The sequence below is a fragment of the Flavobacterium lacisediminis genome (assembly GCF_025909975.1).
GTDB classification, from domain to species: Bacteria; Bacteroidota; Bacteroidia; order Flavobacteriales; family Flavobacteriaceae; genus Flavobacterium; species Flavobacterium lacisediminis.
Genome location: NZ_JAPCIO010000002.1, coordinates 162281 through 185672, shown reverse-complemented (window position 1 = coordinate 185672; position 23392 = coordinate 162281). Strand labels below are relative to the sequence as shown.

Below are 23392 nucleotides of genomic sequence, written 5' to 3'. Positions count from 1 at the left end.
TTCGATTAGAATAAGGACAAATTTAGAAAAATTTTACCACTTTTTACCACAAACTACCACTTTGTTAATAAGTTTTTAGATTTCAAAAGCTACTTTACCACTTTTAACAAAAGAATATTTGCAAAATCAAGAATTAAGAAGAATTCATGTAGAAAAATGAAAATCCAATATTTTATCCTTTTTTAGTAAAAACTATTAAAATTGTTGATAACTAACATTTTACAAGCCGTAAAAGTTTAAAAACAACTCTGTTAAATTTTTCTTTTCATTCTTTAATAAAATAGTATATTTGTCAATCATTAGAACTAATACCTTAAGTGGAATTTATGTTAAAAAAAGAAAAAAAATACACCTATTTTGAAGCTGGCGAAGGAACCCCAATAATCATACTTCATGGTTTAATGGGCGGACTTAGTAATTTTGATGGTGTAGCTAATTTTTTTCCTCCTAAAGGATACAAAGTGGTGATTCCTGAATTGCCTATTTACACGCAAAATATATTAAAAACTAACGTTAAAGCCTTTTCAAAATTTGTTAAAGACTTTGTTGTTCATAAAGGATTTGACCAAGTAATTCTTGTTGGGAACTCGTTAGGCGGGCACATTGGATTATATTTTACTAAAATGTATCCAGAACTTGTAAAAGCATTAGTAATTACTGGAAGTTCAGGTTTGTATGAAAGCGGAATGGGTGAAAGTTACCCAAAACGCGGCGATTATGAATACATCAAAAAGAAAGCTGAAGACGTATTTTACAATCCCGAAATAGCAACTAAAGAAATTGTTGATGAAGTTTTTGCAACAGTTAACGATAGAATCAAATTGATTAAAACCTTAACCATTGCAAAGAGTGCTATCCGTCATAACATGGCAAAAGATTTGCCAAAAATGACAACACCAACATGTATTATTTGGGGAAGAAATGATAAAGTAACACCACCAAATGTTGCAGAAGAGTTTGATAAATTATTACCAAATTCGGAGTTATTTTGGATTGACAAATGTGGGCACGCTGCCATGATGGAGCATCCAGAAGCATTCAATCAAATTTTGTTTGATTGGTTACAAAAGAAGAATTTATAATAGTTCCCCTTTTTGGGGAATTTTATTTTATAGCATATGAAAATTAATACCGCCGAATTCGTAATTAGTAATTCAGAAGTAGATAAGTGTCCGAAAGACCGCTTACCTGAATACGCTTTTATTGGTCGTTCCAATGTAGGAAAATCATCTTTGATTAACATGTTGACGAACCATAAAAATTTGGCCAAAACATCGTCAAAACCAGGAAAAACACAGTTAATCAATCACTTTAAAATCAATAACAATTGGTTTTTAGTGGATTTACCAGGTTATGGTTATGCAAGAGTTTCTAAGAAAACTAAAGCCGTTTTCCAACAATTTATTATGGATTATTTTGAGCAAAGAGAACAATTAGTTTGCGCCTTTGTTTTAATTGACATTCGATTAGAGGCTCAAAAAATTGATTTGGAATTCATGGAATATTTAGGCGAAAGCGAAATTCCGTTTGCGATTATTTTTACCAAATCAGATAAATTAGGAAAAAATAAAGTCAACAATCATGTGGAAGCTTATAAGAAACAATTGTTAGCTGGTGATTGGGCTGAAATGCCTCCTTATTTTGTTACCTCATCATTAGAAGCTATAGGTAGAGAAGGAATTTTAGAATACATCAATCAAATTAATGAAGATATTTTTAAAGATAATGGATTTGTTTAAAAACAGATACCAAATAAAAAAGCCACTAATTAATCGTTAGTGGCTTTTTTATTATGCTTTTAAATCCATTTTTTCGGCGAAATAATCACAGAAATCGCGCATGGTATCCGACATTTTTTCATCGGCAGTAGCGCGTTGAAAAGTATCTGCCATTGCTACTAATGTTTGATGGAAGAATTGTTTCATTTCGTCTACTGGCATATCTTTTGTCCATAAATCTATACGAAGCGTTTCTTTTGCTTTGCTATCCCAAACTGATAACAACAACGCTTTAGCTTCTTCTTGCTCAATTCCGCCATCTTGCGCTGTCCATAACAATTTATCAGGAACGTTATTTTCGTCTAAACCTACGGTGATTTTTATATCTGATGTTTTCATATTTATTGCTTCTTTGGTTTGTATTTTGAATTGTCGAAGATGGTTTTAGCATCCATCGCTAATAATTCTTGTAAAGTTACTTCTTCGTGGTTTTCCATGTAGCTTCTTACGATTTGCCAGCCTAACCATTGCCCCACTCTTCCTGGTGTTTGATTATCGATTTCTAAATAGAATTTTGAAAAAGGAGCTGGTTTAATGAATCGTAATTCGTTTTTTGGATTGGAATCAAATAATAATTTATTTTCGACTAGATTACTCCACATGTAATATTCGTTTGCTTGACAAAATTGCAACTGAGTTTCAGTATAACCAATTTTTACTGCATCAGAATAAAAAGGAATCAATTTGTCTTTTACATACAGTTCTTTTCCATAATAAATCATAGCAGAAAGCAATGTTCTATCAGTTGGAGGTGCAATTTTTCCATAACAAAAAGTCGAAACTAAATTAGGCAAGATTTGATTTTCTTCTAATTCTGCTTTCTTATATTCTGGAAAATCAACATAAAAACGATGGTCTTTTCCTAAGTAACAATCCAAAGAAACTAGAGCTAAACTATCTACATAAAACGCTTTGGCTTCAGTATCCACTTCACTAATTAAAGTAATAACACGAGGTGTTTTATATTTTGGGAAATAATATTGTACGTAAGCAAACATTTTTTCCATATCCGCTTCAACAGGACCTAAAGTTGGATATTTCATTTGCACTTCTTTGTACAATTCTTTCAATAGCGGATTCTGTAGTTTGTTTACCCAAATAGAATCTGGGTTTCCTGCTGGAAAAAAGAAAGGATATTGCGCTTTAATCTTATTTAAATCCTCTGGTTTTGATTGATAAAAGATTTGATCAAAACGTTCAACTTTAAATTCAATTGGAATTTTAGCTACCGCTTCTTCCACCTTACTATCATCTTTACATGAAAATAAAGTAATCGCAACAAGGACAAATAATAATTGCTTCATATAGCGTATTTTTTATATTTTTATCAAAACTAATTTGGTTTGCAAATATACAGTTATCGACTAATAAATTTTCATAAAAAAATGACAAATTCTACCACGTTCCAAGCCGAAAAAATCAACCAACATATTGTAAAATGGTTACTCGATTATGCTACTAACGCAAAAGTTAAGGGTTTTGTTGTGGGAATCTCGGGCGGAATTGATAGCGCATTAACCTCAACGCTTTGTGCTCAAACAGGTTTACCTACATTATGTGTGGAAATGCCAATACATCAAGCGGAAAGTCATGTGAATAGAGCTAACGAACATATTGACCAATTAAAAAAACGTTTCCCAAATGTTTTTAATGAAAGAGCCGATTTGACTCCCATTTTTGAAACATTTAAAAATCAAGTTCCTTCATCAGAAAATGAAGCCGTTTTGAATTTATCATTAGCTAATACACGTGCTCGTTTACGCATGACCACTTTGTATTATTTTGCTGGAATTCACGGATTATTAGTAGCTGGAACTGGAAATAAAGTTGAGGATTTTGGCGTAGGTTTTTTTACAAAATATGGCGACGGTGGCGTTGATATTAGTCCTATTGCAGATTTAGTGAAAAGTGAAGTAAGATTATTGGCTGAACATTTAGAAGTTCCAGAAAGCATCTTAAAAGCAAAACCAACAGATGGTTTGTTTGGTGATGATAGAAGCGATGAAGATCAGATTGGAGCTAATTATGATGAATTAGAATGGGCCATGACTCAAATGGAAAACGGTAAAACAGTTGAAGATTTTTCAGGAAGAGAAGCACATGTTTTTTCAATATACAAAAGATTAAACACCATCAATCAGCATAAAATGAATCCTATACCAATTTGTAAAATTCCTAAAAATTTTTAATTTTTATATCTATAATTAACAAGTAATTACATTTTTTTTTAGTAACTTTGAGAGTATATTATGAATAATGTAATTTTTTAGTTATGATTAAAATATGTATCGCAGATAGTTTACCCGTTGTATCCCAAGGATTACAATCGTATTTTCAAGGTAACACCAGAATGGAAATTGTAGCATCAGCTAAAAATTTAGAATCATTACTTAATGTTTTAAATAATAAACGCTGTGACATCCTCCTTCTTGATGTTGAATTAGAAGGTTTATCTAGCATAAGAGATATAAAAAGTTTATTGAAAGATTTTCCCGAAACTAAAATTGTACTTTTTACTAACGTTTCCGAACAAATGTATGCGCCAACAGCTATTAAAGCTGGTGTTTCGGCCTATGTTTCTAAACGAAGTGATTTAAAAGAACTAGAAGCTACAATTGCAAAAGTATCGGAAGGAAAAGTTGTTTTCAGTGAAACCGTTAAGAAAAGCATAGAAATGCTGAGTAAAGGAAAAAAATCGGAACGCTTGTTCAAAAAATTATCTACTAGAGAAATTGAAGTACTTCGTTACCTAAACGATGGTAAGAAAAACAAAGAAGTAGCTCAAATTTTAGGTTTGGATGAAAAAACAATCAGCACATATAAGTTGCGTTTGTTAGCCAAATTAAATGTAACCAACCTTGTAGATTTATTGAAAAAAGCGAAAGATTTAGACGTAATTTAGTTGTATCTGGATAAAACTCTACCTAAGCTTTTAGAAAAAATATGCGTAAGCCCCAAGTAAGCCATTACCATTTCTAATGTTTCTGAATTATCAGATTGCTCTTCGTTTGAAACATTATTTTTCAAATCGTCGATAATATTATTGACCAAATACCAGCGCAATGTGATAATCGTTTCGGTTACGTATTGGCTTATGGTGGCTTCTTTCTGTTTTACATAAATTTGCTGTACTTCCCAGTTATGTAACACTTCGCGTTCTTCATTCATAAGAACTGTCGTAACTTCTTGCGCTAATTCTTCTGGAAGATGCATCAAATATTTATCCAATTCAAAAGCTTCATTTTCATTATAGTAAGCAATCAAATGGTTATAAATTGCTTTGAAAACCGGATTAGCCAATTCTACCTCATCTTCTTGCAAACTCAGATAAATACGTTGGTATACTTTATATTTATTTTGCTCCTTAACTTCAACCATTTCACCATCTTCATTTTGAGCTAAAATAGTATCTTCAAAGGTGTCTTCTTTATCTCCGTACAACAATAAAATTTGGATGATTTTATGTTCTAATTCGTACTGAATATCAACTTTAGCCGTAGGCTGCGAAATATCATTCTTAACAACTTCAAAAGCTTTTTGTTCCTCCTTGTATTGTTTATTAGCTTCCGATAAATCCTTTTTGACTAATTGCGCTAACGTATTAAAAAGCACATCTTCGGAAATATCCATAATTCTAGAACATTCCTTAATATATACTTCACGTTTGATTCGGTCTGGAATTTTTGAAATACTGATGACCATATCGCGGATTAAATCTGCTTTCTTGATGGGATCATTCTTGGCTTCTTGCATCAATAAAGACGCTTTGAACTGAATGAAATCTTTAGCATTTTCTTCGAAATAGTGCAATAAATCTTCATAAGACGTTTTTCGAGCAAAACTATCTGGGTCATCTCCATCTGGAAACGTACAAACTTTCACGTTCATTCCAGCTTCCAAAATCAAATCAATTCCACGAATCGAAGCACGAAGCCCGGCTGCGTCACCATCAAAAAGCACGGTAATATTTGGCGTTAAGCGATTAATTAAACGAATTTGATCAGGTGTTAAAGCTGTTCCAGATGAAGCCACAACATTTTCAATTCCGGCCTGATTCATTTGGATAACATCGGTATACCCTTCCACCAAATAACAATTATTCAACTTAGCGATGGATTGCTTCGCGTGGAAAATTCCGTATAAAACTTTACTCTTGTGGTAAATATCACTTTCCGGCGAATTCAAGTATTTTGCTGCTTTTTTATCATTGGTCAAAATACGACCACCAAAACCCAAAACACGCCCACTCATACTCTGAATCGGGAACATCACACGACCTTTGAATCGGTCGAATTGCTTGTCTTCCTTAACAATGGAAAGTCCGGTTTTGTCTAAATATTCTAATTTATAACCTTTCCCGAGCGCTTCTTTGGTAAAAGCATCCCAAGTTTCTGGCGAATATCCTAACCCGAATTTTTTAATCGTATCGGAAGTAAAACCGCGTTCTTTAAAATAAGACAATCCGATAGCTTTTCCTTCTTCGGTTTCTAATAAAGTATGATGGAAGTATTTCTGTGCGAATTCAGAAACCAAATACATACTTTCCTTTTCGTTGGCTTGCGCTACATCTTCATCGGTTTGAACCGTTTCTTCAATCTCAATATTGTATTTTACTGCTAAATATTTGATAGCTTCTGGATACGTAAAATGTTCGTGTTCCATTAAGAAAGTCACTGCATTTCCGCCTTTTCCTGAGGAGAAATCTTTCCAAATTTGCTTCACAGGCGACACCATAAAAGAAGGCGATTTCTCATTTACAAACGGACTTAATCCTTTCAAATTACTTCCTGCACGTTTGAGTTGTACAAAATCACCAATAACCTCCTCAACTCGGGCGGTTTCAAATACTTTTTCTATGGTGTCTTTTGATATCAAATTGCTATTTTACTTTGGAAAGTCTCAAAGATACAAAGTTGTAAAGTTAATCTACAAAAAAACTTATAAAAACAAAAAAGCACTTCATATGTCTGAAGTGCTTTTTTAAACAGAGAACTTAACTTAACCCTAAATCTAATTAAAATCAAAGCGTAATCCTAATGAAACGTTATTTTGATCTATATTATTGTTCTTGAACATCGGATTTAAATCATATTTAACATATAGACTGGTTTGTCCATATCCTACATATGCGCTCAACCCGTATGTAAATTCAGAAACATTGAAATCTCCTTTTTGTTTTTCTTTTATTTTAATGTCGTCTAATTCGTATTCTAAGATTTGTTTTGATTTGATACGAACACCTCCATAACCCCCAATTCCTAAACGAACCGTCTCGTGTGTTCTGAAATAGGTTTTAGTTCCATCTTTTGAAAGTTTCTTTGGCGTAAAATCGAATTCCAAATGCAAAGGCGCTGTTAAATACACATTTCTAAAACGAGAATCATCTAATTTTACAGTTGATGTAACTAAATCTGTTTGATCACCATTTTTAACGAAATAACGATTATCAGTTGGACGAAGATTGTTATACATTAAAGAAAGTCCGTATTTCGCATGAAGCAAGTTGTTGTTTTTGAAAATTCTTGAATTATACGTAACTCCCCATTCGTAAAAATGCGAACCCCAAACTCTATAATCTGAATCTTCTAAATTTTCTCCATCAGTAATCACATTATTTAAACCAAAGGCAAAAACAAATTGTGATGTAGTTCTTTTTGATCTTCTTTCAGCTTTGTCTTTTTCACCATTGTATATTTTCATTGAACCAAAATTGATTTCGGTTTTATTTTTACCTATAGAATCATTATTATTACCTCCTAAAATAATGGTTGTCCCGCCTCTTCTTGATTCTTCTCCTGAATCTGTTATTTTTCCATCTACTTTGTCTTGTACTAATTGTGCTAATTTTGCTTCTTCAATAGCTACTTTTGTTTCGATGTTTTTGGCACGTTCTTCGGCAATTTTTAATTTTAACTCTTGTGCATTTTCAGCTGTAATTTTACCTTCTTTAACTTGTACATCGATAGCTTCAACTTCTTTTTTTAAAGCATTTTTCTCTTCAGTTGTAATCATTTCAATATTTGAAGCGATTTCCTTAGCTTGCTGTTCAAATGTTTTTTCCTGCGCAACTGCTTTAGTTACTAAACTAAAGACAATAACGATTGTGTACAAAATAATTTTTTGCATGACTGTTTGATTTTTGATTAATGATGATTTTTGTTTATTCGTAATTTCTATTCGCTAAAGCTGATTTAGCATCTTTAAACTTTCTATTTAATTTATCTAAAGTAGTTTCTCGGTGATTTTCGTCTAATTCTTTTTCAACGTTTGTTAGTAAAGAATTAGCATCTACTTTCATTTTAGCTTTTGGACTTATTTTTTTATCCGATGTAATTACTTTTTCTCCTGTTTGAACTTCAGCTAATAAATTTTCAGGCGAAACGTATTTGTAGGTATTGGGTGTTGGATGATGGATGATGGATGATGAATTATCTTTAGTTAAATTCTCCTCTTTTATCAATTCCTTTCTTTCTTCTGATTTTTTATTTCTTACAGTTTTTGAATAATTTTCTTCATTCTGAACTAAAACGGGTTGCTCTTTTTCAACTGAAATTTGATTTATTTTATTTACTTCGGTTGAATCCATCACTTCGTTAATTGTTGTTACAATCGGATTTGAATTATTAATTTCCTTTGTTTCGTTTGAATTGAAAAGGAAAAACCCCAATCCGAAAAAAAGTATCGTAGACGCGGCTACAAAAAACCATCCGTAACCTTTCTTTGACTTTTTTTCTTCCGAAACCGCAAGCATCGCATCTAATCGGTCCCAAGCTTGAGCAGACGGCTGAATCTCTCTAGCATTCAGCTTTTCTCTTATTTGATTATCTATTTTATTTGGTTCCATTTAATTTGTTTTTTAAGTCGGTGATTTGTTGTTGCAATAACTTTCGGGCGTGTGATAATTGCGATTTTGATGTTCCTTCACTTATTTTGAGCATTTCGGCTATTTCCTGATGTTTGTAACCTTCAATCGCATATAAATTAAACACCATTTTATAACCATCGGGCAAATTGTCAATCATATTTTGAATGTCATCTACTGAAAAAACTTCCATTTCATACACCGATTCATTCTCGCTTACCGTAACATCATCAATATCTTGGTGATTGAAATTATTCTTTTTCACCCGAATAAAATCGATACATTCATAAATCATAATTCTTCGAATCCAACCTTCAAAACTACCTTTGTGTTCAAAATTTTTCAGATTGGTAAACACTTTCATAAATCCGGTAATCATTACATCCTCTGCGTGGTGAATGTCTTTTATATATTGGCGACACACGCTTAACATTTTGGAAGAAAACTTAGCATAAATCTGCTGTTGTGCTTGTCGATTGTTTTCGACAGCCAACATAATGAGTTGTTTTTCTTCTTGATGTAATTGAATTACTTTCATTTTTAAAAATTAGAATTCAGAAAATAGAATTCAGAATCTCGCTTCTTATTACATAGACGAGAATGAATTTAAAATGGTTGTATGAAATGAGAAAAAAAATTATTTTTTTCTTTCAATAACGTAATTTACCATTAAAACAAGGGAATCTTTATAAGTAGATGTTGGGAAATCTTGTAATAACGAAAGTGCTTCTTGTTGAAATTGCACCATTTTTTCTTCGGCGTAAGTTAACCCGTTTTTGTCTTTTACAAATTGGATAACTTCTTTTACACGCTTTTTGTCTTTATTATAGTTTTTTACCGAATTGATTACCCAACTTTTTTCTTTAGGCGAACAATTATTCAATGCATAAATCAAAGGCAATGTCATTTTTTGTTCTTTGATATCAATTCCTGTTGGTTTTCCTATAGCATCATCAGTGTAATCGAATAAATCGTCTTTGATTTGGAACGCCATTCCGATAAGTTCTCCGAATTTTCGCATTTTCTCGACCACATCTTTATCATCTGGAGCAACAGAACAAGCACCAAGCGAACAACAAGCGGCAATTAAAGTAGCGGTTTTTTGTCGGATGATTTCGTAATAAATATCTTCTGTAATATCTAATCTTCGAGCTTTTTCAATTTGAAGTAATTCGCCTTCACTCATTTCGCGAACTGCGACTGAAATGATTTTTAATAAATCGAAATCGTTATTATCAATGGAAAGCAATAAACCTTTTGAAAGTAAATAATCCCCTACTAAAACAGCAATTTTGTTTTTCCAAAGTGCGTTTAAAGAGAAAAACCCACGACGTTTGTTACTATCATCAACTACGTCATCATGAACTAAAGTGGCGGTGTGAATTAATTCGATAACCGAAGCACCACGATACGTTCGTTCGTTAATGGAACCACCCGAAACCATTTTAGCGGTTAAGAAAACAAACATTGGTCGCATTTGTTTTCCCTTTCGATTTACTATGTAATGTGTGATTCTGTTTAATAAAGCTACTTTTGAAGACATGGAATCGCGAAACTTCTCTTCAAAGAGTTCCATTTCATTTGCGATAGGTAGCTTTATTTGTTCGGTTATTTTCATTGAGGTATCAAAAGTACGAAAACAATTGATAAAGGCAAAAATTTAGATTCTGAAACAGATTCAGAATGACAAAAATAAATTATGATTTATTCGCTAACTGTCCGCAAGCCGCATCAATATCTTTACCGCGACTTCTTCTTACTTTTGCTACAATATTACTTTTTGCTAAAGCAGCGATATAAGCATTAGTAGCTTCTTCCGAGGCTTGTTGAAACATGCCGTCATCAATTGGATTATATTCAATCAAATTCACTTTACATGGTACATATTTGCAAAATTTCACCAAAGCATCAATTGATTTTTTATCATCGTTGATTCCTTTCCAAACTACATATTCGTATGTAACTTTGCTTTTTGTCTTTCTGTACCAATATTCTAAACTTTCACGTAAATCGGTTAAAGGAAAGTTTTTAGTAAATGGCATGATTTCGTTACGAATTTCCTCCACAGCTGAATGTAATGAAACAGCTAATTTGAATTTCACCTCATCATCCGCCATTTTCTTAATCATTTTAGGAATTCCAGATGTAGAAACTGTGATACGTTTTGGCGACATCCCTAAACCTTCGGTAGACGTAATCATATCAATCGCTTTCATTACGTTTGGATAATTCATCAAAGGCTCACCCATTCCCATAAAAACGATGTTTGATAGCGGTCGGTCATAATACAAACGGCTTTCGTTATCAATTGCGGCAACTTGGTCGTAGATTTCTCCTGGTTCCAAGTTACGCATGCGTTTTAATCGAGCGGTTGCACAAAAATTACAATCTAAACTACAACCCACTTGCGAAGAAACACAAGCGGTAGTTCGAGTTTCGGTAGGAATTAAAACCGATTCTACAATTAAATCGTCATGCAAACGAACGGCATTCTTAACGGTTCCATCTTCACTACGTTGTAAAGTATCAACTTTAATATGATTTATTACAAAATTAGCTTCTAACATAGAACGCGTTTCTTTAGAAACATTGGTCATATCTTCAAAAGTATGCGCACGTTTTTGCCATAACCATTCATATACTTGGTTACCACGAAACGCTTTGTCTCCGTTAGAAACAAAAAAGTTGCGCAATTGTTCTTTTGAAAGTGCTCGTATGTCTTTTTTCTCGATTTGCATGGTGCAAAGTTAGGTTAAAATGTTTAATTGTTAAATCGTTAAAATGTTTAATTGCTAATTTGTATTTTTGAAAAAAAAAAGAAAGATGAAATTATTATCAAATTTATTTATCATAAGCATTTTTACAACAAGTCTACTATTTGGACAAGATAAAAAAAGTAATATAGTTTTTGATGTTAATAAAAATAAAACTCAAATAATTAACCTTGTTGTAAATGACACTCTTACTATAGATGGAAAATGGGAAGAAGTAAAAAAAATAAAAAATAAATTTGAAGTCAATTATCATTTTATTGGATTCAAAAACACAAATAATGATTTTATAGAAATAGCAGTAAACAACAAAAGCAAAACGCAATTCTACTCAAATTCCATTTCTGATATAGAACTTTTAAAATCATCAAAAGAATTTGAAAGCTACAAATGCAAAGCCAACTACAACTCATTTAATCCTTTAAAAAGTGATAATCAAAGTTTCTATAGTTATTACGTAGAAAATAAAAAAATATTAATAACAACATTGGTTGGAATTATTGAAGACTATTATTTAACAATTAACTACTACCCTAACAGCAAAAATGAACCTGCTGAAATTGACAAACTAGTTCAATTATTTCAATCCATAAAATTTAATTAAATGCATTTCATATCAGAAGATTTAGAAGATTACGTTGCCAATCATTCACAAGCGGAACCTGAATTATTAGCGAAACTTAACAAAGAAACTTACCAAAAAATCATGCAACCTCGTATGTTGAGTGGTCATTTTCAAGGTAGAGTTTTGAGTATGCTTTCTAAAATTATTCGTCCGAAACATATTTTGGAAATTGGAACGTATACAGGTTATGCCGCTTTGTGCTTAGCAGAAGGATTAGCTGAAAATGGGACTTTAGATACGATTGATATTGAAGAAGAATTAGTAGATTTTCAAAGAAAATATTTCGATGCTTCGCCATGGAAAGACCAAATTTTTCAACACTTAGGCGATGCAGTCGATATTATTCCAACTATAAATAAAAAATTTGATTTGGTTTTTATTGATGCCGACAAGGAAAACTATGTGAATTATTTTCATTTAATCGTTCCGATGATGAATAAAGGAGGAATTATTTTATCGGATAATGTGTTATGGAGCGGAAAAGTTTTGGAAGAAGTAAAACCTAACGACAAAAGCACACCTGTTTTATTAGAATACAATCAACTATTAAACACAGACCCAAGAGTTGAAACTGTTTTGTTACCTATTCGTGATGGTTTAACCGTAAGCCGAGTTTTATAATGACTTTGAAAGAAAAAATAAATTTGTTTAGAAAAAGTATAACAAAAAACCTTTTTGTAAAAACGATTAATGAAACCAAATCAACGCAAAATAGTTTAAAAAATTCTTCTGAAATTAAAAGAATACTTATTGTTCGACCAAATCACAGATTGGGAAATCAACTTCTAATAACACCTTTAGTACAAGAAGTAATTACTACTTTCCCTGAAGCAAAAATTGATCTTTTCCTAAAGGGTAATCTCGGCCCAATATTATTTAAAAACTATCCTGAAGTTAATAAAATAATCGCATTACCGAGAAAACATTTTAAAGAATTTATAAAATACTTAGGGTGCTGGTTTTACTTACGCAAACATAAATATGATTTAATAATCAATACAGTTAGTTATTCTTCATCTGGTTCGATTGCTACTAAAATTACAAAATCAAAACACAAAGTATTTGGAAGAATTAAAGATTTGGAATCTTCTGTTTACAATGATTACTTACATAACGCCAAACGACCAGTTTACGATTTTAGAGAAGAGATTAAAGCATTAGGATTAGAATTACCTGATATTTCAATTCCTAAAATCAATATACGCTTAGACTCAGAAGAATTAAAAAAAGGAGCTGAAGATTTAATTAAACTTACTGGTAATAAGCAAAAAACCATATGTATATTCACGTATGCAACTAGTGATAAAAAATACACAAAAGAATGGTGGAGTACTTTTTATGAAGTTTTAAAAACCGAATTTAATAATTATAATATAATCGAGGTTTTACCCGCCGAAAATGTTTCGCAAATTGACTTTAAAGCACCATCCTATTATAGTAAAGATGTACGCAAAATAGCTGCATTAATTGCTAATACAGAACTTTTTATCGGTGCTGATAGTGGCATTATGCATTTGTCTAATTCCACTAATACAACTACCATTGGACTTTTTTCAGTAACAGACAAAAAATTATACCAACCTTATTCAAATAATAGTTTTGGGATAGACACTAATGGAAAAGAAATTGATGTAATTTTAAAAGAAATCAAAACTGTTAATCCGTAATAACTTCTGAATTGAATTTGTATCGTTTGCCTATATATTTGTAGAGTTTATAAAAAACAAATCCGAAAGTTGCACCAAACACATAACCAGTTAAAATATCGCCAGGATAGTGTAGTCCTAAATAAATTCTACTAAATGCAAATACTAACGGAAACAAAAACAGCATATAAGTAAACTTGTAATACTTTCTGATAATTAAAAACACAAACATTGTAGAAGCCATGGAATTGGCCGCATGCCCTGAGAAAAAACTAAATGATTTCCTAGTGATTACTTCTCGAATTATACCTTCAAATTCTGGATTGTTACATGGTCGTAAACGTTCGAAAGAATGTTTAAAAAGATTAGTAATTTGATCGGTAAAGGTTATTAATAAAGCTAAAAAAAGAATAATTATTCCAAAGTTTTTCCAACCTACTTTTTTTTGTATTAAATAAAAAATAGCGATAAATAATGGCGACCAATACAATTGTTTGGTTATAATTTTCCAAAAACCATCAAAAGGTTCAGAACCTAATCCGTTTAAGAATATAAATAATTCTTCATCTAAGTTAATTAACTGCTCCAAAATTACATTTGTCTTTTTACAGGTCCCGTAATATTTTCAATATCTTCTTTTACTTGTTCTATAGGGTTTTGAACATCTAAATTAATGTTTTCCATAGGATTTACCATTTTTACAATCCCTTCTTTAGCTTTTGCTATTTCTTCAGAAACACCTCCTGTTAAAGTATTCATATCCAAACCAGAATCTTGAGCTCCTTTTTGAATTTCACTTTTAATTTCGTTGGTTGCATTTTTCAATTGCGCCATACCTTTTCCTAAAGCACGAGCAATATCTGGAATCTTATCCGATCCAAACAACATTAAAACTACTAGAATAATGAAAAATAATTCGCCTCCTCCTATTCCAAACATAACGTATTGTCTTGAAAATTAACTTCGCAAAGTTACAAAGTTTTACCCCTAATTCTCTTAAAGTAATCAAAAAAAAAGACTATCCGAAGATAGTCTTAATTCTTATTTTTTCTCTAAAGTATCAAATTTTGATTCTGTTTCTCCTTTAGGCCAATAATTGTTTGTTACATCAACATCGGCAGTTTCTAATTTTGGATCCACTTGAATTTTTACTACTTTTTTCTCAGTTGCAAAAACTCGTTTAGCAGTATCGTTGTTTCTTCTCCAGATTTGAGCAGGGAATTTTTGAGTTTCACTTGTTCCATCTTCAAATTGAAGTTCAACAATGATTGGCATGATTAATCCTCCTGGTTTTTCAAACTCTACTTCGTAGAAATACTTAGGTGATTTTAATGCGTTTTTTTCTTCAGCTGTGTAATTTTTATTCACATAATCAGAAAGTGCTTGTACACTATTTACATCCATTGCTTTTTTCAATTCTGGTTTAAAATCAGGATTATCTTCTGCAACTAAATATAACATTGGCTCACCATCGCTAATTTTTCTTCCTCTTCTATTAAACATTGCCTGTGTTTCTTTGGTAGCTTCTGTAGAAACATAGTATTGTTTTACCGTTTTTACTCCAATATCTGTATAGTCTGTTGAATAGAACCAACCTCTCCAAAACCAATCTAAATCTACAGCTGAAGCATCTTCCATTGTTCTAAAGAAATCCTCTGGAGTTGGGTGTTTAAACTTCCAACGGTTTGCATACGTTTTGAATGCATGGTCAAACAACTCATGCCCCATAATGGTTTCTCTTAAAATATTTAAACCTGTAGCTGGTTTTCCGTATGCATTAGCTCCAAAGTTGTAAATATTTTCAGAGTTTGACATAATTGGCTCCAAATATTTTTGATTTCCTTTCATATAAGGAACAATATTAGCTGCAGGCCCTCTTGATGATGGAAACTTAGAATCGAATGAAATTTCAGTTAAATATTCTAAGAATGTATTTAACCCTTCGTCCATCCAAGACCATTGTCTTTCGTCTGAATTTACAATCATAGGAAAGAAATTGTGTCCTACTTCGTGAATGATAACTCCTAACATTCCGTATTTAATTCTATCACTTACAAATCCTTTTTCGTCAGGACGACCGTAATTCCAACAAATCATTGGATATTCCATTCCTTGATCTTCCGCTGAAACTGAAACTGCTTTTGGATAAGGATAATCAAATGTAAAATGTGAATACGTTTTTAAAGTATGTGCTACTGCTTTTGTAGACAAATCTCCCCAAAGTGGATTTGCTTCTTTAGGATAAATAGAAATTGCTAATGGTTTGTTTGTTGGTAAATCAACTGCCATAGCATCGATTATGAATTTTCTTGAAGTTGAAAAACCAAAGTCACGAACATTTTGTGCTTTAAATTTCCATGTTTTCTTTTTGTCTGAGAATCCTTTTTCTGCTGCAACCGCTTCTTCTTGGGTTACAATTACTACTGGCTTATCAAATGTTTTTTCAGCTAATTCCCATCTTTTTACTTGTTCTGCTGTAAAAACCTCGCTTCTGTTTTGTAACACTCCTGTTCCTTCCATAACGTGGTCAGCAGGAACTGTGATATTTACTTCGTAATCACCAAAAGCTAAAGCAAACTCTCCTCTACCCCAAAATTGCATATTTTGCCATCCTTCTACATCATTGTAGACAGCCATTCTTGGGAAAAATTGCGCCATTACATACAAACGGTTTCCATCAGGAAATTGCTCATAACCAGAACGTCCATTATTTGCTTGTTCTTGATAATTTACAATATTATACCACCATTTGATTGAAAATGTAACTTTCTCACCATTCTTTAATGGTTTAGGCAAATCAATACGCATCATTGTTTGATTGATAGTGTATTTCATTGGATTACCTTTAGCATCTTTAACATATTCAATGTTAAAACCTCCTTGGAAAGGACTTCCCATATATTTTTTTGCAAAACCACTTGTTGTGATGGCTTTGTCCATATTTTGGTTTTCTACTAATGGCGTTTTAGAATCTGGTCTTTCGATATTTTGATCTAATTGCACCCATAAGTATTCTAATGATTCTTTTGCATTGTTGTGATATGTAATCGTTTCTGAACCATATAATTTTTTATTCTTATCATCTAATTCCAGATTCATTTTATAATCTGCTTTTTGTTGATAATAAGCTGGTCCTGGAGCACCAGAAGCTGTTCTAAACATGTTAGGAGTCGCCATTTCATCATACATCTGACGAAATTTATTCTCATTGTAATGTCCTGGTTCGCGCTTTTTTTCTTCTGGTTTAACATCCTGAGCCATAGCTCCGAAAGCAATAGTTAAAGTCAAGAAAGCACTAAGTACAATTGATTTTTTCATAATATTTCAATTCTTTTAATAGTCAATTTTTTGTTGCGTATCACTATTAGTAAACAAAAAGCTATTTTTGTTACTATTAATATTTACATGAACAATATTTTGTTGCTCTTTGTAAATATCTGTTAATAATGAATTAAAGATTTCGAAGGTATTTATTTTTTTTGAAATAGCAATTTTAGTGTAAAAAATTAACACATCGCCTTCCACTTCTCGAGCCAAATAAACAATTTCTTGAGGCTTTTTGTTAATAGAAATTTTTATATTTTCTTTAATATAATTCTTTATTAAAGTTTCGGCTTCTGGTAGTTCTTTTGTAGAAGTTAAGTATACTTTTTTCTTGTATTTTTTTTCTAATGCTTTTTCTAAATCATCAATAAAGATTCTGTGAGTAATTTCTATTCTTTTTTTATTTGGCACATAGTCGATTTGGGTTACCGAAACATAAAATTTATGTAAGGCAAATGAGCTTAATATCATTACCAAGAAAATTGGTAAAAAAAGGCGCAATAGATTCTTCTTCATTTGGTAAAAATAGTAATTATTCTTTTTGTTTTTGAGATTTAAACATTTTTGATTTAGTCGTCAAATACTCTATAAGTTGCATTTCATATTCAGGTTTTAAAAACAAAGACAAATCTTTAATTGGCATTTCGGCAAACTGCAAAAACATAGGAATATCCTCGTGTTTAATTTTCAAGGTTTCTACAAAAAAATTATGAGAAAAACGCTCAAACATATGCTCAGAAAATGATTTGGTTTGAATATCGCGTTGTCTTCGCTCTTCAAAAACAAGTTCTGAGTTCTTTTTAGGATTTCCCTTTATTCCAAGTAGTTTTCCAATACCTTTCCCTATCAACTTAAAATCAAAATTTGAACCATTTGGAGCCAATGGATTATAAATCGCAGTGTTTACAGGCGTTCCTAATCGAACATCATCTTCATAGTACTTTACAGCATTAGCATCAATTCCGTTAAAAGCCTCTCCATAAACTTGAATGCGCTTTGTATCTTCTTTTAAAGTTCCTGTTAAAGTGTAAGGTGTAACTTCAATTTCATTTAGTTCAGTAACTTTTATATGCAATTTAATTTGCAATTCTTCTAACCAAAAATCTTTATCGGTTAACACATACTTTTTAGAATCGTAAGAAAGTCCTTGAATATATAATGTATCAGTTGCTTTCGCTTTAATAGAAAATTTTCCATCAACATTTGTGACTGCACCTATGTTTGACGTTATATTAAAAACCGTTAGATTTTCAACTTCAATAGAATCCGCAACTATTCTCCCCTTCAAAATTTTTCTTTCAACTTCTTGAGAAAAAAATAATTGACTAAAAAGAAATATAAAAAATAGAATACTCTTATTTTTCATTCTTAACAGATGTTGAAGGTTGCAACTCGGTTACTTTTAAATATTCTACAGCAAGTTCAGATAGTATAAAAGTGGCCATTGTTTTATTTTTATCTTTCATTGCTCTTACGAACCTTTCATTTTCAACAATATAAAACAAAAAACCATCAACATAATCTTCAGGAATTTTTAAAACATCTGTAAAATATTCCTTTTGATAATAATCAGCCGCTTGATCAATTAAAAACTCTTTTATCTCTATTTCAACTTCTTTTTTAAGCATTCGGGTTCTACCAGAAATCCAGTTTAGTAATGGATCTATTGAAATTATTGTGCCAATTGACATTTCAGATGCTGTTTTAAGTTTTCGTTCGGCCGGTGTATAGGTTTTTTGATTTTTAGGAATAATTCCTAAAGAAACTGCATTAATATTTTTATATTGAACAATGGTAACTTCCTCTAATTCATTAAGCTTTGATTTCATTTCAACAAACAACAAATTTTCTCCAAAATCATCTTTCTTAATTATGTGTTTTGTACCAATTAGATGAATTGCACTAAACTGTAACGTATCACCAATTGTAACTCGGATTGAAAAATAACCTCTATCATCGGTTGCAATTCCAATACCTTTATTTAAATTTAAAATATGAATTCCTTCTAAACTACTCGAAGTCGAAACAATTTTACCTTTAATAATAGTATCAGATTGAGCCCAACCCGAGAAATGAAAAAGGAATAAAAAAAAGAGTAGTAGTTTTATCATAAACTTCATTATATATAGTTCTGTAAATATAATTGGATATCTTCAAAACGAAATCCTAACAAGATGATAAACTTATGTTAATACAATTTGGTAAATTTGTAAAAAATTAATTTAATGAAAAATATTATAATTGCTAGTACATCAACTTTACATGGTGGCGGCTATTTAGATTATTTATTACCTGAATTGCAATCATTTTTTTTGAACGTAAAAGAATTGCTATTTATTCCATACGCAAGACCAAGCGGTATATCTCATGATGAATATACTAAAAAAGTTAGTGAAGCTTTTGCTAAAATTAACATCTCCGTGAAAGGAATTCATGAATTTGAAAATCCAATTGAAGCAGTTGAAAAAGCACAAGGAATTTTTACTGGAGGAGGAAACACGTTTTTATTAGTAAGCCAATTGTACAAAAACAACGTAATTGATACTATAGAAAAAGTAGTTAAAAAAGGCACACCTTATTTAGGAACTAGTGCAGGAAGTAACATTTGTGGTTTAACTATGAGCACAACTAATGATATGCCTATTGTATATCCACCAAGTTTTAGAACTTTAGGATTTGTTTCATTCAATATCAATCCACATTATTTAGACCCTATTGAAGGTTCAACTCACATGGGAGAAACGCGCGAAACCCGAATTAATGAATTTCACCATTTTAATCCGCAACCAGTTGTTGGATTGAGAGAAGGAAGCTGGCTAGAAGTTAAAGGAGATTCTGTAAAATTGAAAGGAACTTTAACTGCTCGAATTTTCAAAAGAAATGAAACGCCAATTGAAGTTGCACCTGAAACCGAACTAAACGAATTAAAATAAAAAAAGCCTTGCAATTGCAAGGCTTTTTTGTGGAGCGGAAGACGAGGCTCGAACTCGCGACAACCAGCTTGGAAGGCTGGAGCTCTACCAACTGAGCTACTTCCGCAGGTGATAATTTTTAAAACTTTATCTTGTTTTAGAGCGGAAGACGAGGCTCGAACTCGCGACAACCAGCTTGGAAGGCTGGAGCTCTACCAACTGAGCTACTTCCGCAGGTGATAATTTTTAAAACTTTATCTTGTTTTAGAGCGGAAGACGAGGCTCGAACTCGCGACAACCAGCTTGGAAGGCTGGAGCTCTACCAACTGAGCTACTTCCGCAGGTGATAATTTTTAAAACTTTATCTTGTTTTAGAGCGGAAGACGAGGCTCGAACTCGCGACAACCAGCTTGGAAGGCTGGAGCTCTACCAACTGAGCTACTTCCGCATTTGAATTACAAAAACTCTAATTTTATTAGGAGTTGCATGTATTTCTTTGGTGGGTGCAAATATACTTCAAAAGTTTTTTTAATTGCAAATTTTTTTAAATATTTTTTTCGAAGCAATTGCACTAACTTTACACTAGAATAAACCCATTTTACTAAATGATTAGCTTTTAATAAGTTATATAATTATGGAATTAAAAAAAATCAATTCAATTGACACTTATCCTGTTAGACATGAAGTTTTAAGAAAGGGAAAGCCAATCGAAACTTGCCAATTTAAAGGAGATGATGATGAAAATACCATTCATTTCGGATTGTATCAAAATGAGCGATTGATTGGAATTATTTCAATTTTTAAAGAAAAAAATGATTTATTCTCAGAAACAAATCAATTTCAAATTAGAGGAATGGCGGTTTTAGAAGAATTTCAAGGCAAAAGATTTGGAGCTGAATTAGTTAAAGAAGCTGAAAATCATTGTGTTAATTTGAACACCGATTTAATTTGGTTCAACGCACGAGAAAATGCAGTTCCTTTTTACAAAAAACTAGGCTATACTACTATTGGAGATTCTTTTTTAATTCCTGAAGTTGGCATTCATTTTGCTATGTATAAGAAAATTCAGAAGAGTTAATCCGATTATTCTTTCTATATTTATATCACAATTGCTGCTCTCTATGAAAAAAATTACTTTTCTACTTCTTATTCTCTCAATTATTTCTTGTAAAAAGGAAACTTTACCTGTTGCTTTTGATAATAGCATTATTAAAGACACTGTTTTAAATGTAATTATTAGACCTGTTCATCCTGACTTACTTTCAGAAAAATCAGATAGTTTGAAATTGTTTTATCAAAAAATGAACTTTCATGAGATTTGGTATTTAGATGAAAACCGAAAAGATTTAATTAATGAAATTAAATTTTGTTACGAAGATGGATTAAATCCAAACGATTATGAAATTAAAATCATTGAAGATTTAGAAAGTAAAAGAGCTAAATTAAATGATGAAGACATTGTAAAATACGACATTCTACTTACTGAAACCTTTGATAAATTAGCCAATCATTTGCACAAAGGGAAATTAAATCCAAAAGAATTATATACTGATTGGGATTTAAAACCAAAAGAAATAGCACTTTCTCCGTTATTAGAAAAAGGTATAAAAGAGAAAACTATCGCTTCAACCTTTAAAGGTTTAAAACCCAATCACATTGTTTATCAATCACTTAAAAAAAGTCTGTTTGAAATAGACAAATTTCCCAATGTAACTTTTGAAAAAATCGTTGTCAAAAATAAAATTGTTGTAAACGACACTTTACCCGAAATGGTAAAAATCAAAAAAAGATTAGCTTATTGGAAAGATTATAAAAACAAAGACAGCATTATTACTTGGGCTTACGACACTTTAACACTCAAAGCGGTAAAACGTTTTCAAGCTCGTCATGGATTGGCTCCAGATGGCGTTATTGGAATTGGAACTCTTAGAGCATTAAACACATCAAAAAGCGAACGTATAGAACAAATATTTGCTAATTTAGAACGCTGGAGATGGTATCCTTCCGATTTAGGTGAAAAATATTTAATAGCAAATATTCCTGATTACATGTTACATTATGTAAAAAATAATGATACAGTTGCTTCACATCGAATTGTAGTAGGAACTCCAAAAAGAAAAACTCCTATTTTGAGTTCAAAACTTTCTAATTTTGTATTTAACCCAACTTGGACCATTCCTCCTACTATTATTAAAGAAGATTTAACTCCGGAGGCATCAAAAAATCGAAATTATTTTCCATCACGAAAACTAACAATATATAATAGTCAAGGAAAAGAAGTAAGCCCATACGAATGGAACCCAGCAAGAGCTAACAATTATAAATACGTTCAAAAACCTGGCTATAACAATTCTTTAGGATTAGTAAAATTCAATTTTATCAATCGTCATTCGGTTTATTTACATGACACTAATCATCGAGATTATTTTGTAAAAACCTATCGCTCATTGAGTTCTGGATGCGTTCGTGTTGAAAACCCGCTAGTTTTAACCAAACAAATATTAACAGAAATCAATCCAGAAAAATGGAGTGGAAATGAAATAGATTCCATTATAAAATTGGAGAAAACAAAAACAGTGTCCGTTAAAGACACTGTGAATGTATATTTGTTTTATTGGACAAGTTGGATTGAAAATGGCAAACTACAATTTAGAGATGACATTTATGAACTAGATAAAGTGCTTTTCCAAAAACTACGAAACTAATTTTGATTTCGCTACATAAGTTCTAGATGGGTGATAAATAAAAATACAAGATTTTCCTTTAATTGTTTCAATTAATTCTTTGTGTAATTCATAAGGAACTGCAGGACAACCTTGACTTCTTCCTAATCTTCCTGTATTTTTAATAAACGATTTGCTAACGTAATCAGCTCCATGAACTACCACTGCTCTATTTCTAGCATTATCATTTATACCATATTCCATTCCATCTAAGCGTAACGACAATCCGTGCTTTCCATTATATACTTCGCCTGTCACGTAAAATCCTAAACTACTTTTAAATGATTCGTTAGCATTTGAAAAATCTGTAGCATATTCTGAACCTGAATTTCTACCATGAGCCACAAGTGATTTTAAAATTACCTTTTGCGTTTTCATATCTACAACCCACATTCTTTCTTGTGTTGAAGACAAACTAAAATCTACAATAGTTAAGATTTCATTTTCTATTTTTCCTTGCTGTTTTAGCTGTTCATATCCTTCAAAGGCAGCTGCAAAACTTTCAAAAGAAGGCAAAGAATAACCATTTGCATCAATAAAAGAATAAAATGATTTACTTTTAGCTTCAATAGTAGCTTTTGTATTTGCTGCAATTAATTTAGGATCAGTAGCATTAACTTCGTTCTTTGTTCCTTCTATTGTATTTAAAGGCTTGAACGAAAAAATGCAAAATAAAATTAGGGGCAAAAATCTGTAAATCATTGTTAATCTAGTAGTTATATTGTTGTTGATATGTGCCAAATATATTTAT

Annotated in this window: 25 protein-coding genes and 4 tRNA genes; 10 read left to right on the top strand and 19 right to left on the bottom strand. The window is 31.5% G+C overall.

Translation table 11 applies throughout. The features are described 5' to 3' along the window. Positions 1-326: 326 nt before the first annotated feature. Together OJ995_RS03450 and yihA are read left to right on the top strand one after the other, a co-directional pair. The gene (locus tag OJ995_RS03450; protein ID WP_284698660.1) at positions 327-1082 is read left to right on the top strand and encodes an alpha/beta fold hydrolase; all 756 of its coding nucleotides are present in this window, start codon (positions 327-329) and stop codon (positions 1080-1082) included. A 36-nt stretch (positions 1083-1118) separates the two neighbouring features. After that, positions 1119-1739 (top strand): ribosome biogenesis GTP-binding protein YihA/YsxC, encoded by a 621-nt coding sequence (gene yihA, locus OJ995_RS03445; RefSeq protein WP_194093230.1) that lies wholly within the window; start codon positions 1119-1121, stop codon positions 1737-1739. A 51-nt stretch (positions 1740-1790) separates the two neighbouring features. Here the strand turns inward: yihA and gldC are convergent, their stop codons facing one another. Both gldC and gldB read right to left on the bottom strand, forming a co-directional pair. After that, positions 1791-2117: a gliding motility protein GldC gene (gldC, locus tag OJ995_RS03440; protein ID WP_133608197.1), complete on the bottom strand. Its 327-nt coding sequence runs from the start codon at positions 2115-2117 to the stop codon at positions 1791-1793. 2 nt (positions 2118-2119) lie between these two features. Continuing rightward, positions 2120-3082, bottom strand: a complete 963-nt coding sequence (gldB, locus tag OJ995_RS03435) for a gliding motility lipoprotein GldB (protein ID WP_264368162.1) — start codon at positions 3080-3082, stop codon at positions 2120-2122. 81 nt (positions 3083-3163) lie between these two features. On the opposite strand from gldB, the gene nadE reads away from it, so the two are divergent. Together nadE and OJ995_RS03425 are read left to right on the top strand one after the other, a co-directional pair. Continuing rightward, on the top strand, positions 3164-3967 hold the full coding sequence (gene nadE / locus OJ995_RS03430; protein ID WP_264368161.1) for an NAD(+) synthase: 804 nt from the start codon (positions 3164-3166) through the stop codon (positions 3965-3967). Between the two features lie 83 nt (positions 3968-4050). Then, positions 4051-4680, top strand: coding sequence for a response regulator transcription factor (locus OJ995_RS03425; protein WP_133608203.1), 630 nt, complete (start codon positions 4051-4053; stop codon positions 4678-4680). Here OJ995_RS03425 and dnaG read toward each other — a convergent pair. From dnaG to rlmN, 6 genes are all read right to left on the bottom strand, one after another. Continuing rightward, positions 4677-6653: a DNA primase gene (dnaG, locus tag OJ995_RS03420; RefSeq protein WP_264368160.1), complete on the bottom strand. Its 1977-nt coding sequence runs from the start codon at positions 6651-6653 to the stop codon at positions 4677-4679. The two genes, OJ995_RS03425 and dnaG, sit on opposite strands and share 4 nt — an antisense overlap. Before the next feature lie 135 nt (positions 6654-6788). Then, the gene (locus OJ995_RS03415) at positions 6789-7904 is read right to left on the bottom strand and encodes a hypothetical protein (RefSeq protein WP_264368159.1); all 1116 of its coding nucleotides are present in this window, start codon (positions 7902-7904) and stop codon (positions 6789-6791) included. 34 nt (positions 7905-7938) lie between these two features. Further along, entirely contained in the window at positions 7939-8622 is a 684-nt protein-coding gene (locus tag OJ995_RS03410; protein ID WP_264368158.1) for a hypothetical protein, read from the bottom strand. Beyond that, complete coding sequence (locus OJ995_RS03405) at positions 8609-9178, bottom strand: RNA polymerase sigma factor (protein ID WP_264368157.1); 570 nt, start codon at positions 9176-9178, stop codon at positions 8609-8611. Before OJ995_RS03405 ends, OJ995_RS03410 begins: the two co-directional genes overlap by 14 nt. A 99-nt stretch (positions 9179-9277) precedes the next feature. Next, positions 9278-10258, bottom strand: coding sequence for a polyprenyl synthetase family protein (locus tag OJ995_RS03400; protein ID WP_264368156.1), 981 nt, complete (start codon positions 10256-10258; stop codon positions 9278-9280). A gap of 79 nt (positions 10259-10337) precedes the next feature. Beyond that, entirely contained in the window at positions 10338-11378 is a 1041-nt protein-coding gene (gene rlmN, locus OJ995_RS03395) for a dual-specificity RNA methyltransferase RlmN (protein ID WP_264368155.1), read from the bottom strand. Between the two features lie 67 nt (positions 11379-11445). On the opposite strand from rlmN, the gene OJ995_RS03390 reads away from it, so the two are divergent. The 3 genes from OJ995_RS03390 to OJ995_RS03380 are packed head-to-tail and all read left to right on the top strand — an operon-like array spanning position 11446 to position 13703. Next, positions 11446-12015, top strand: a complete 570-nt coding sequence (locus OJ995_RS03390) for a hypothetical protein (protein WP_264368154.1) — start codon at positions 11446-11448, stop codon at positions 12013-12015. Continuing rightward, on the top strand, positions 12016-12657 hold the full coding sequence (locus tag OJ995_RS03385; protein ID WP_264368153.1) for an O-methyltransferase: 642 nt from the start codon (positions 12016-12018) through the stop codon (positions 12655-12657). It begins immediately after the preceding gene. Further along, on the top strand, positions 12657-13703 hold the full coding sequence (locus OJ995_RS03380) for a glycosyltransferase family 9 protein (protein ID WP_264368152.1): 1047 nt from the start codon (positions 12657-12659) through the stop codon (positions 13701-13703). The genes OJ995_RS03385 and OJ995_RS03380 overlap by 1 nt, the downstream gene beginning before the upstream one ends. Here the strand turns inward: OJ995_RS03380 and OJ995_RS03375 are convergent. From OJ995_RS03375 to OJ995_RS03350, 6 genes are all read right to left on the bottom strand, one after another. Further along, complete coding sequence (locus OJ995_RS03375; RefSeq protein ID WP_264368442.1) at positions 13693-14274, bottom strand: phosphatase PAP2 family protein; 582 nt, start codon at positions 14272-14274, stop codon at positions 13693-13695. The genes OJ995_RS03380 and OJ995_RS03375 overlap by 11 nt on opposite strands. Beyond that, positions 14274-14621 carry a Sec-independent protein translocase subunit TatA/TatB gene (locus OJ995_RS03370; protein ID WP_264368151.1) on the bottom strand — a complete coding sequence of 116 codons (348 nt, stop codon included), beginning with the start codon at positions 14619-14621 and terminating at the stop codon, positions 14274-14276. Before OJ995_RS03370 ends, OJ995_RS03375 begins: the two co-directional genes overlap by 1 nt. A gap of 102 nt (positions 14622-14723) precedes the next feature. Beyond that, positions 14724-17000 (bottom strand): M1 family metallopeptidase, encoded by a 2277-nt coding sequence (locus tag OJ995_RS03365; RefSeq protein ID WP_264368150.1) that lies wholly within the window; start codon positions 16998-17000, stop codon positions 14724-14726. Between the two features lie 15 nt (positions 17001-17015). Then, the gene (locus OJ995_RS03360) at positions 17016-17477 is read right to left on the bottom strand and encodes a DUF6702 family protein (protein WP_264368149.1); all 462 of its coding nucleotides are present in this window, start codon (positions 17475-17477) and stop codon (positions 17016-17018) included. A gap of 61 nt (positions 17478-17538) precedes the next feature. Next, positions 17539-18294 carry a carboxypeptidase-like regulatory domain-containing protein gene (locus OJ995_RS03355; protein ID WP_264368148.1) on the bottom strand — a complete coding sequence of 252 codons (756 nt, stop codon included), beginning with the start codon at positions 18292-18294 and terminating at the stop codon, positions 17539-17541. A gap of 67 nt (positions 18295-18361) precedes the next feature. Continuing rightward, positions 18362-19117, bottom strand: a complete 756-nt coding sequence (locus tag OJ995_RS03350; protein WP_264368147.1) for a carboxypeptidase-like regulatory domain-containing protein — start codon at positions 19115-19117, stop codon at positions 18362-18364. Positions 19118-19231: 114 nt separating this feature from the next. On the opposite strand from OJ995_RS03350, the gene pepE reads away from it, so the two are divergent. After that, entirely contained in the window at positions 19232-19939 is a 708-nt protein-coding gene (pepE, locus tag OJ995_RS03345; RefSeq protein WP_264368146.1) for a dipeptidase PepE, read from the top strand. Between the two features lie 30 nt (positions 19940-19969). Here the strand turns inward: pepE and OJ995_RS03340 are convergent. The 4 genes from OJ995_RS03340 to OJ995_RS03325 form a co-directional block, all read right to left on the bottom strand. Beyond that, positions 19970-20045 (bottom strand) — tRNA-Gly (locus OJ995_RS03340). Positions 20046-20079: 34 nt separating this feature from the next. After that, positions 20080-20152: transfer RNA gene (locus tag OJ995_RS03335), tRNA-Gly, on the bottom strand. 34 nt (positions 20153-20186) lie between these two features. Continuing rightward, a tRNA-Gly gene (locus OJ995_RS03330) sits at positions 20187-20259 on the bottom strand. Between the two features lie 34 nt (positions 20260-20293). Then, positions 20294-20366, bottom strand: a tRNA-Gly gene (locus OJ995_RS03325). Positions 20367-20552: 186 nt separating this feature from the next. Here OJ995_RS03325 and OJ995_RS03320 point away from each other — a divergent pair. After that, positions 20553-20996, top strand: a complete 444-nt coding sequence (locus OJ995_RS03320; protein ID WP_264368145.1) for a GNAT family N-acetyltransferase — start codon at positions 20553-20555, stop codon at positions 20994-20996. Between the two features lie 43 nt (positions 20997-21039). After that, complete coding sequence (locus tag OJ995_RS03315) at positions 21040-22623, top strand: L,D-transpeptidase family protein (RefSeq protein WP_264368144.1); 1584 nt, start codon at positions 21040-21042, stop codon at positions 22621-22623. Here OJ995_RS03315 and OJ995_RS03310 read toward each other — a convergent pair. Further along, positions 22612-23343: a murein L,D-transpeptidase catalytic domain family protein gene (locus tag OJ995_RS03310; protein ID WP_264368143.1), complete on the bottom strand. Its 732-nt coding sequence runs from the start codon at positions 23341-23343 to the stop codon at positions 22612-22614. The two genes, OJ995_RS03315 and OJ995_RS03310, sit on opposite strands and share 12 nt — an antisense overlap. Positions 23344-23392: the final 49 nt, after the last annotated feature.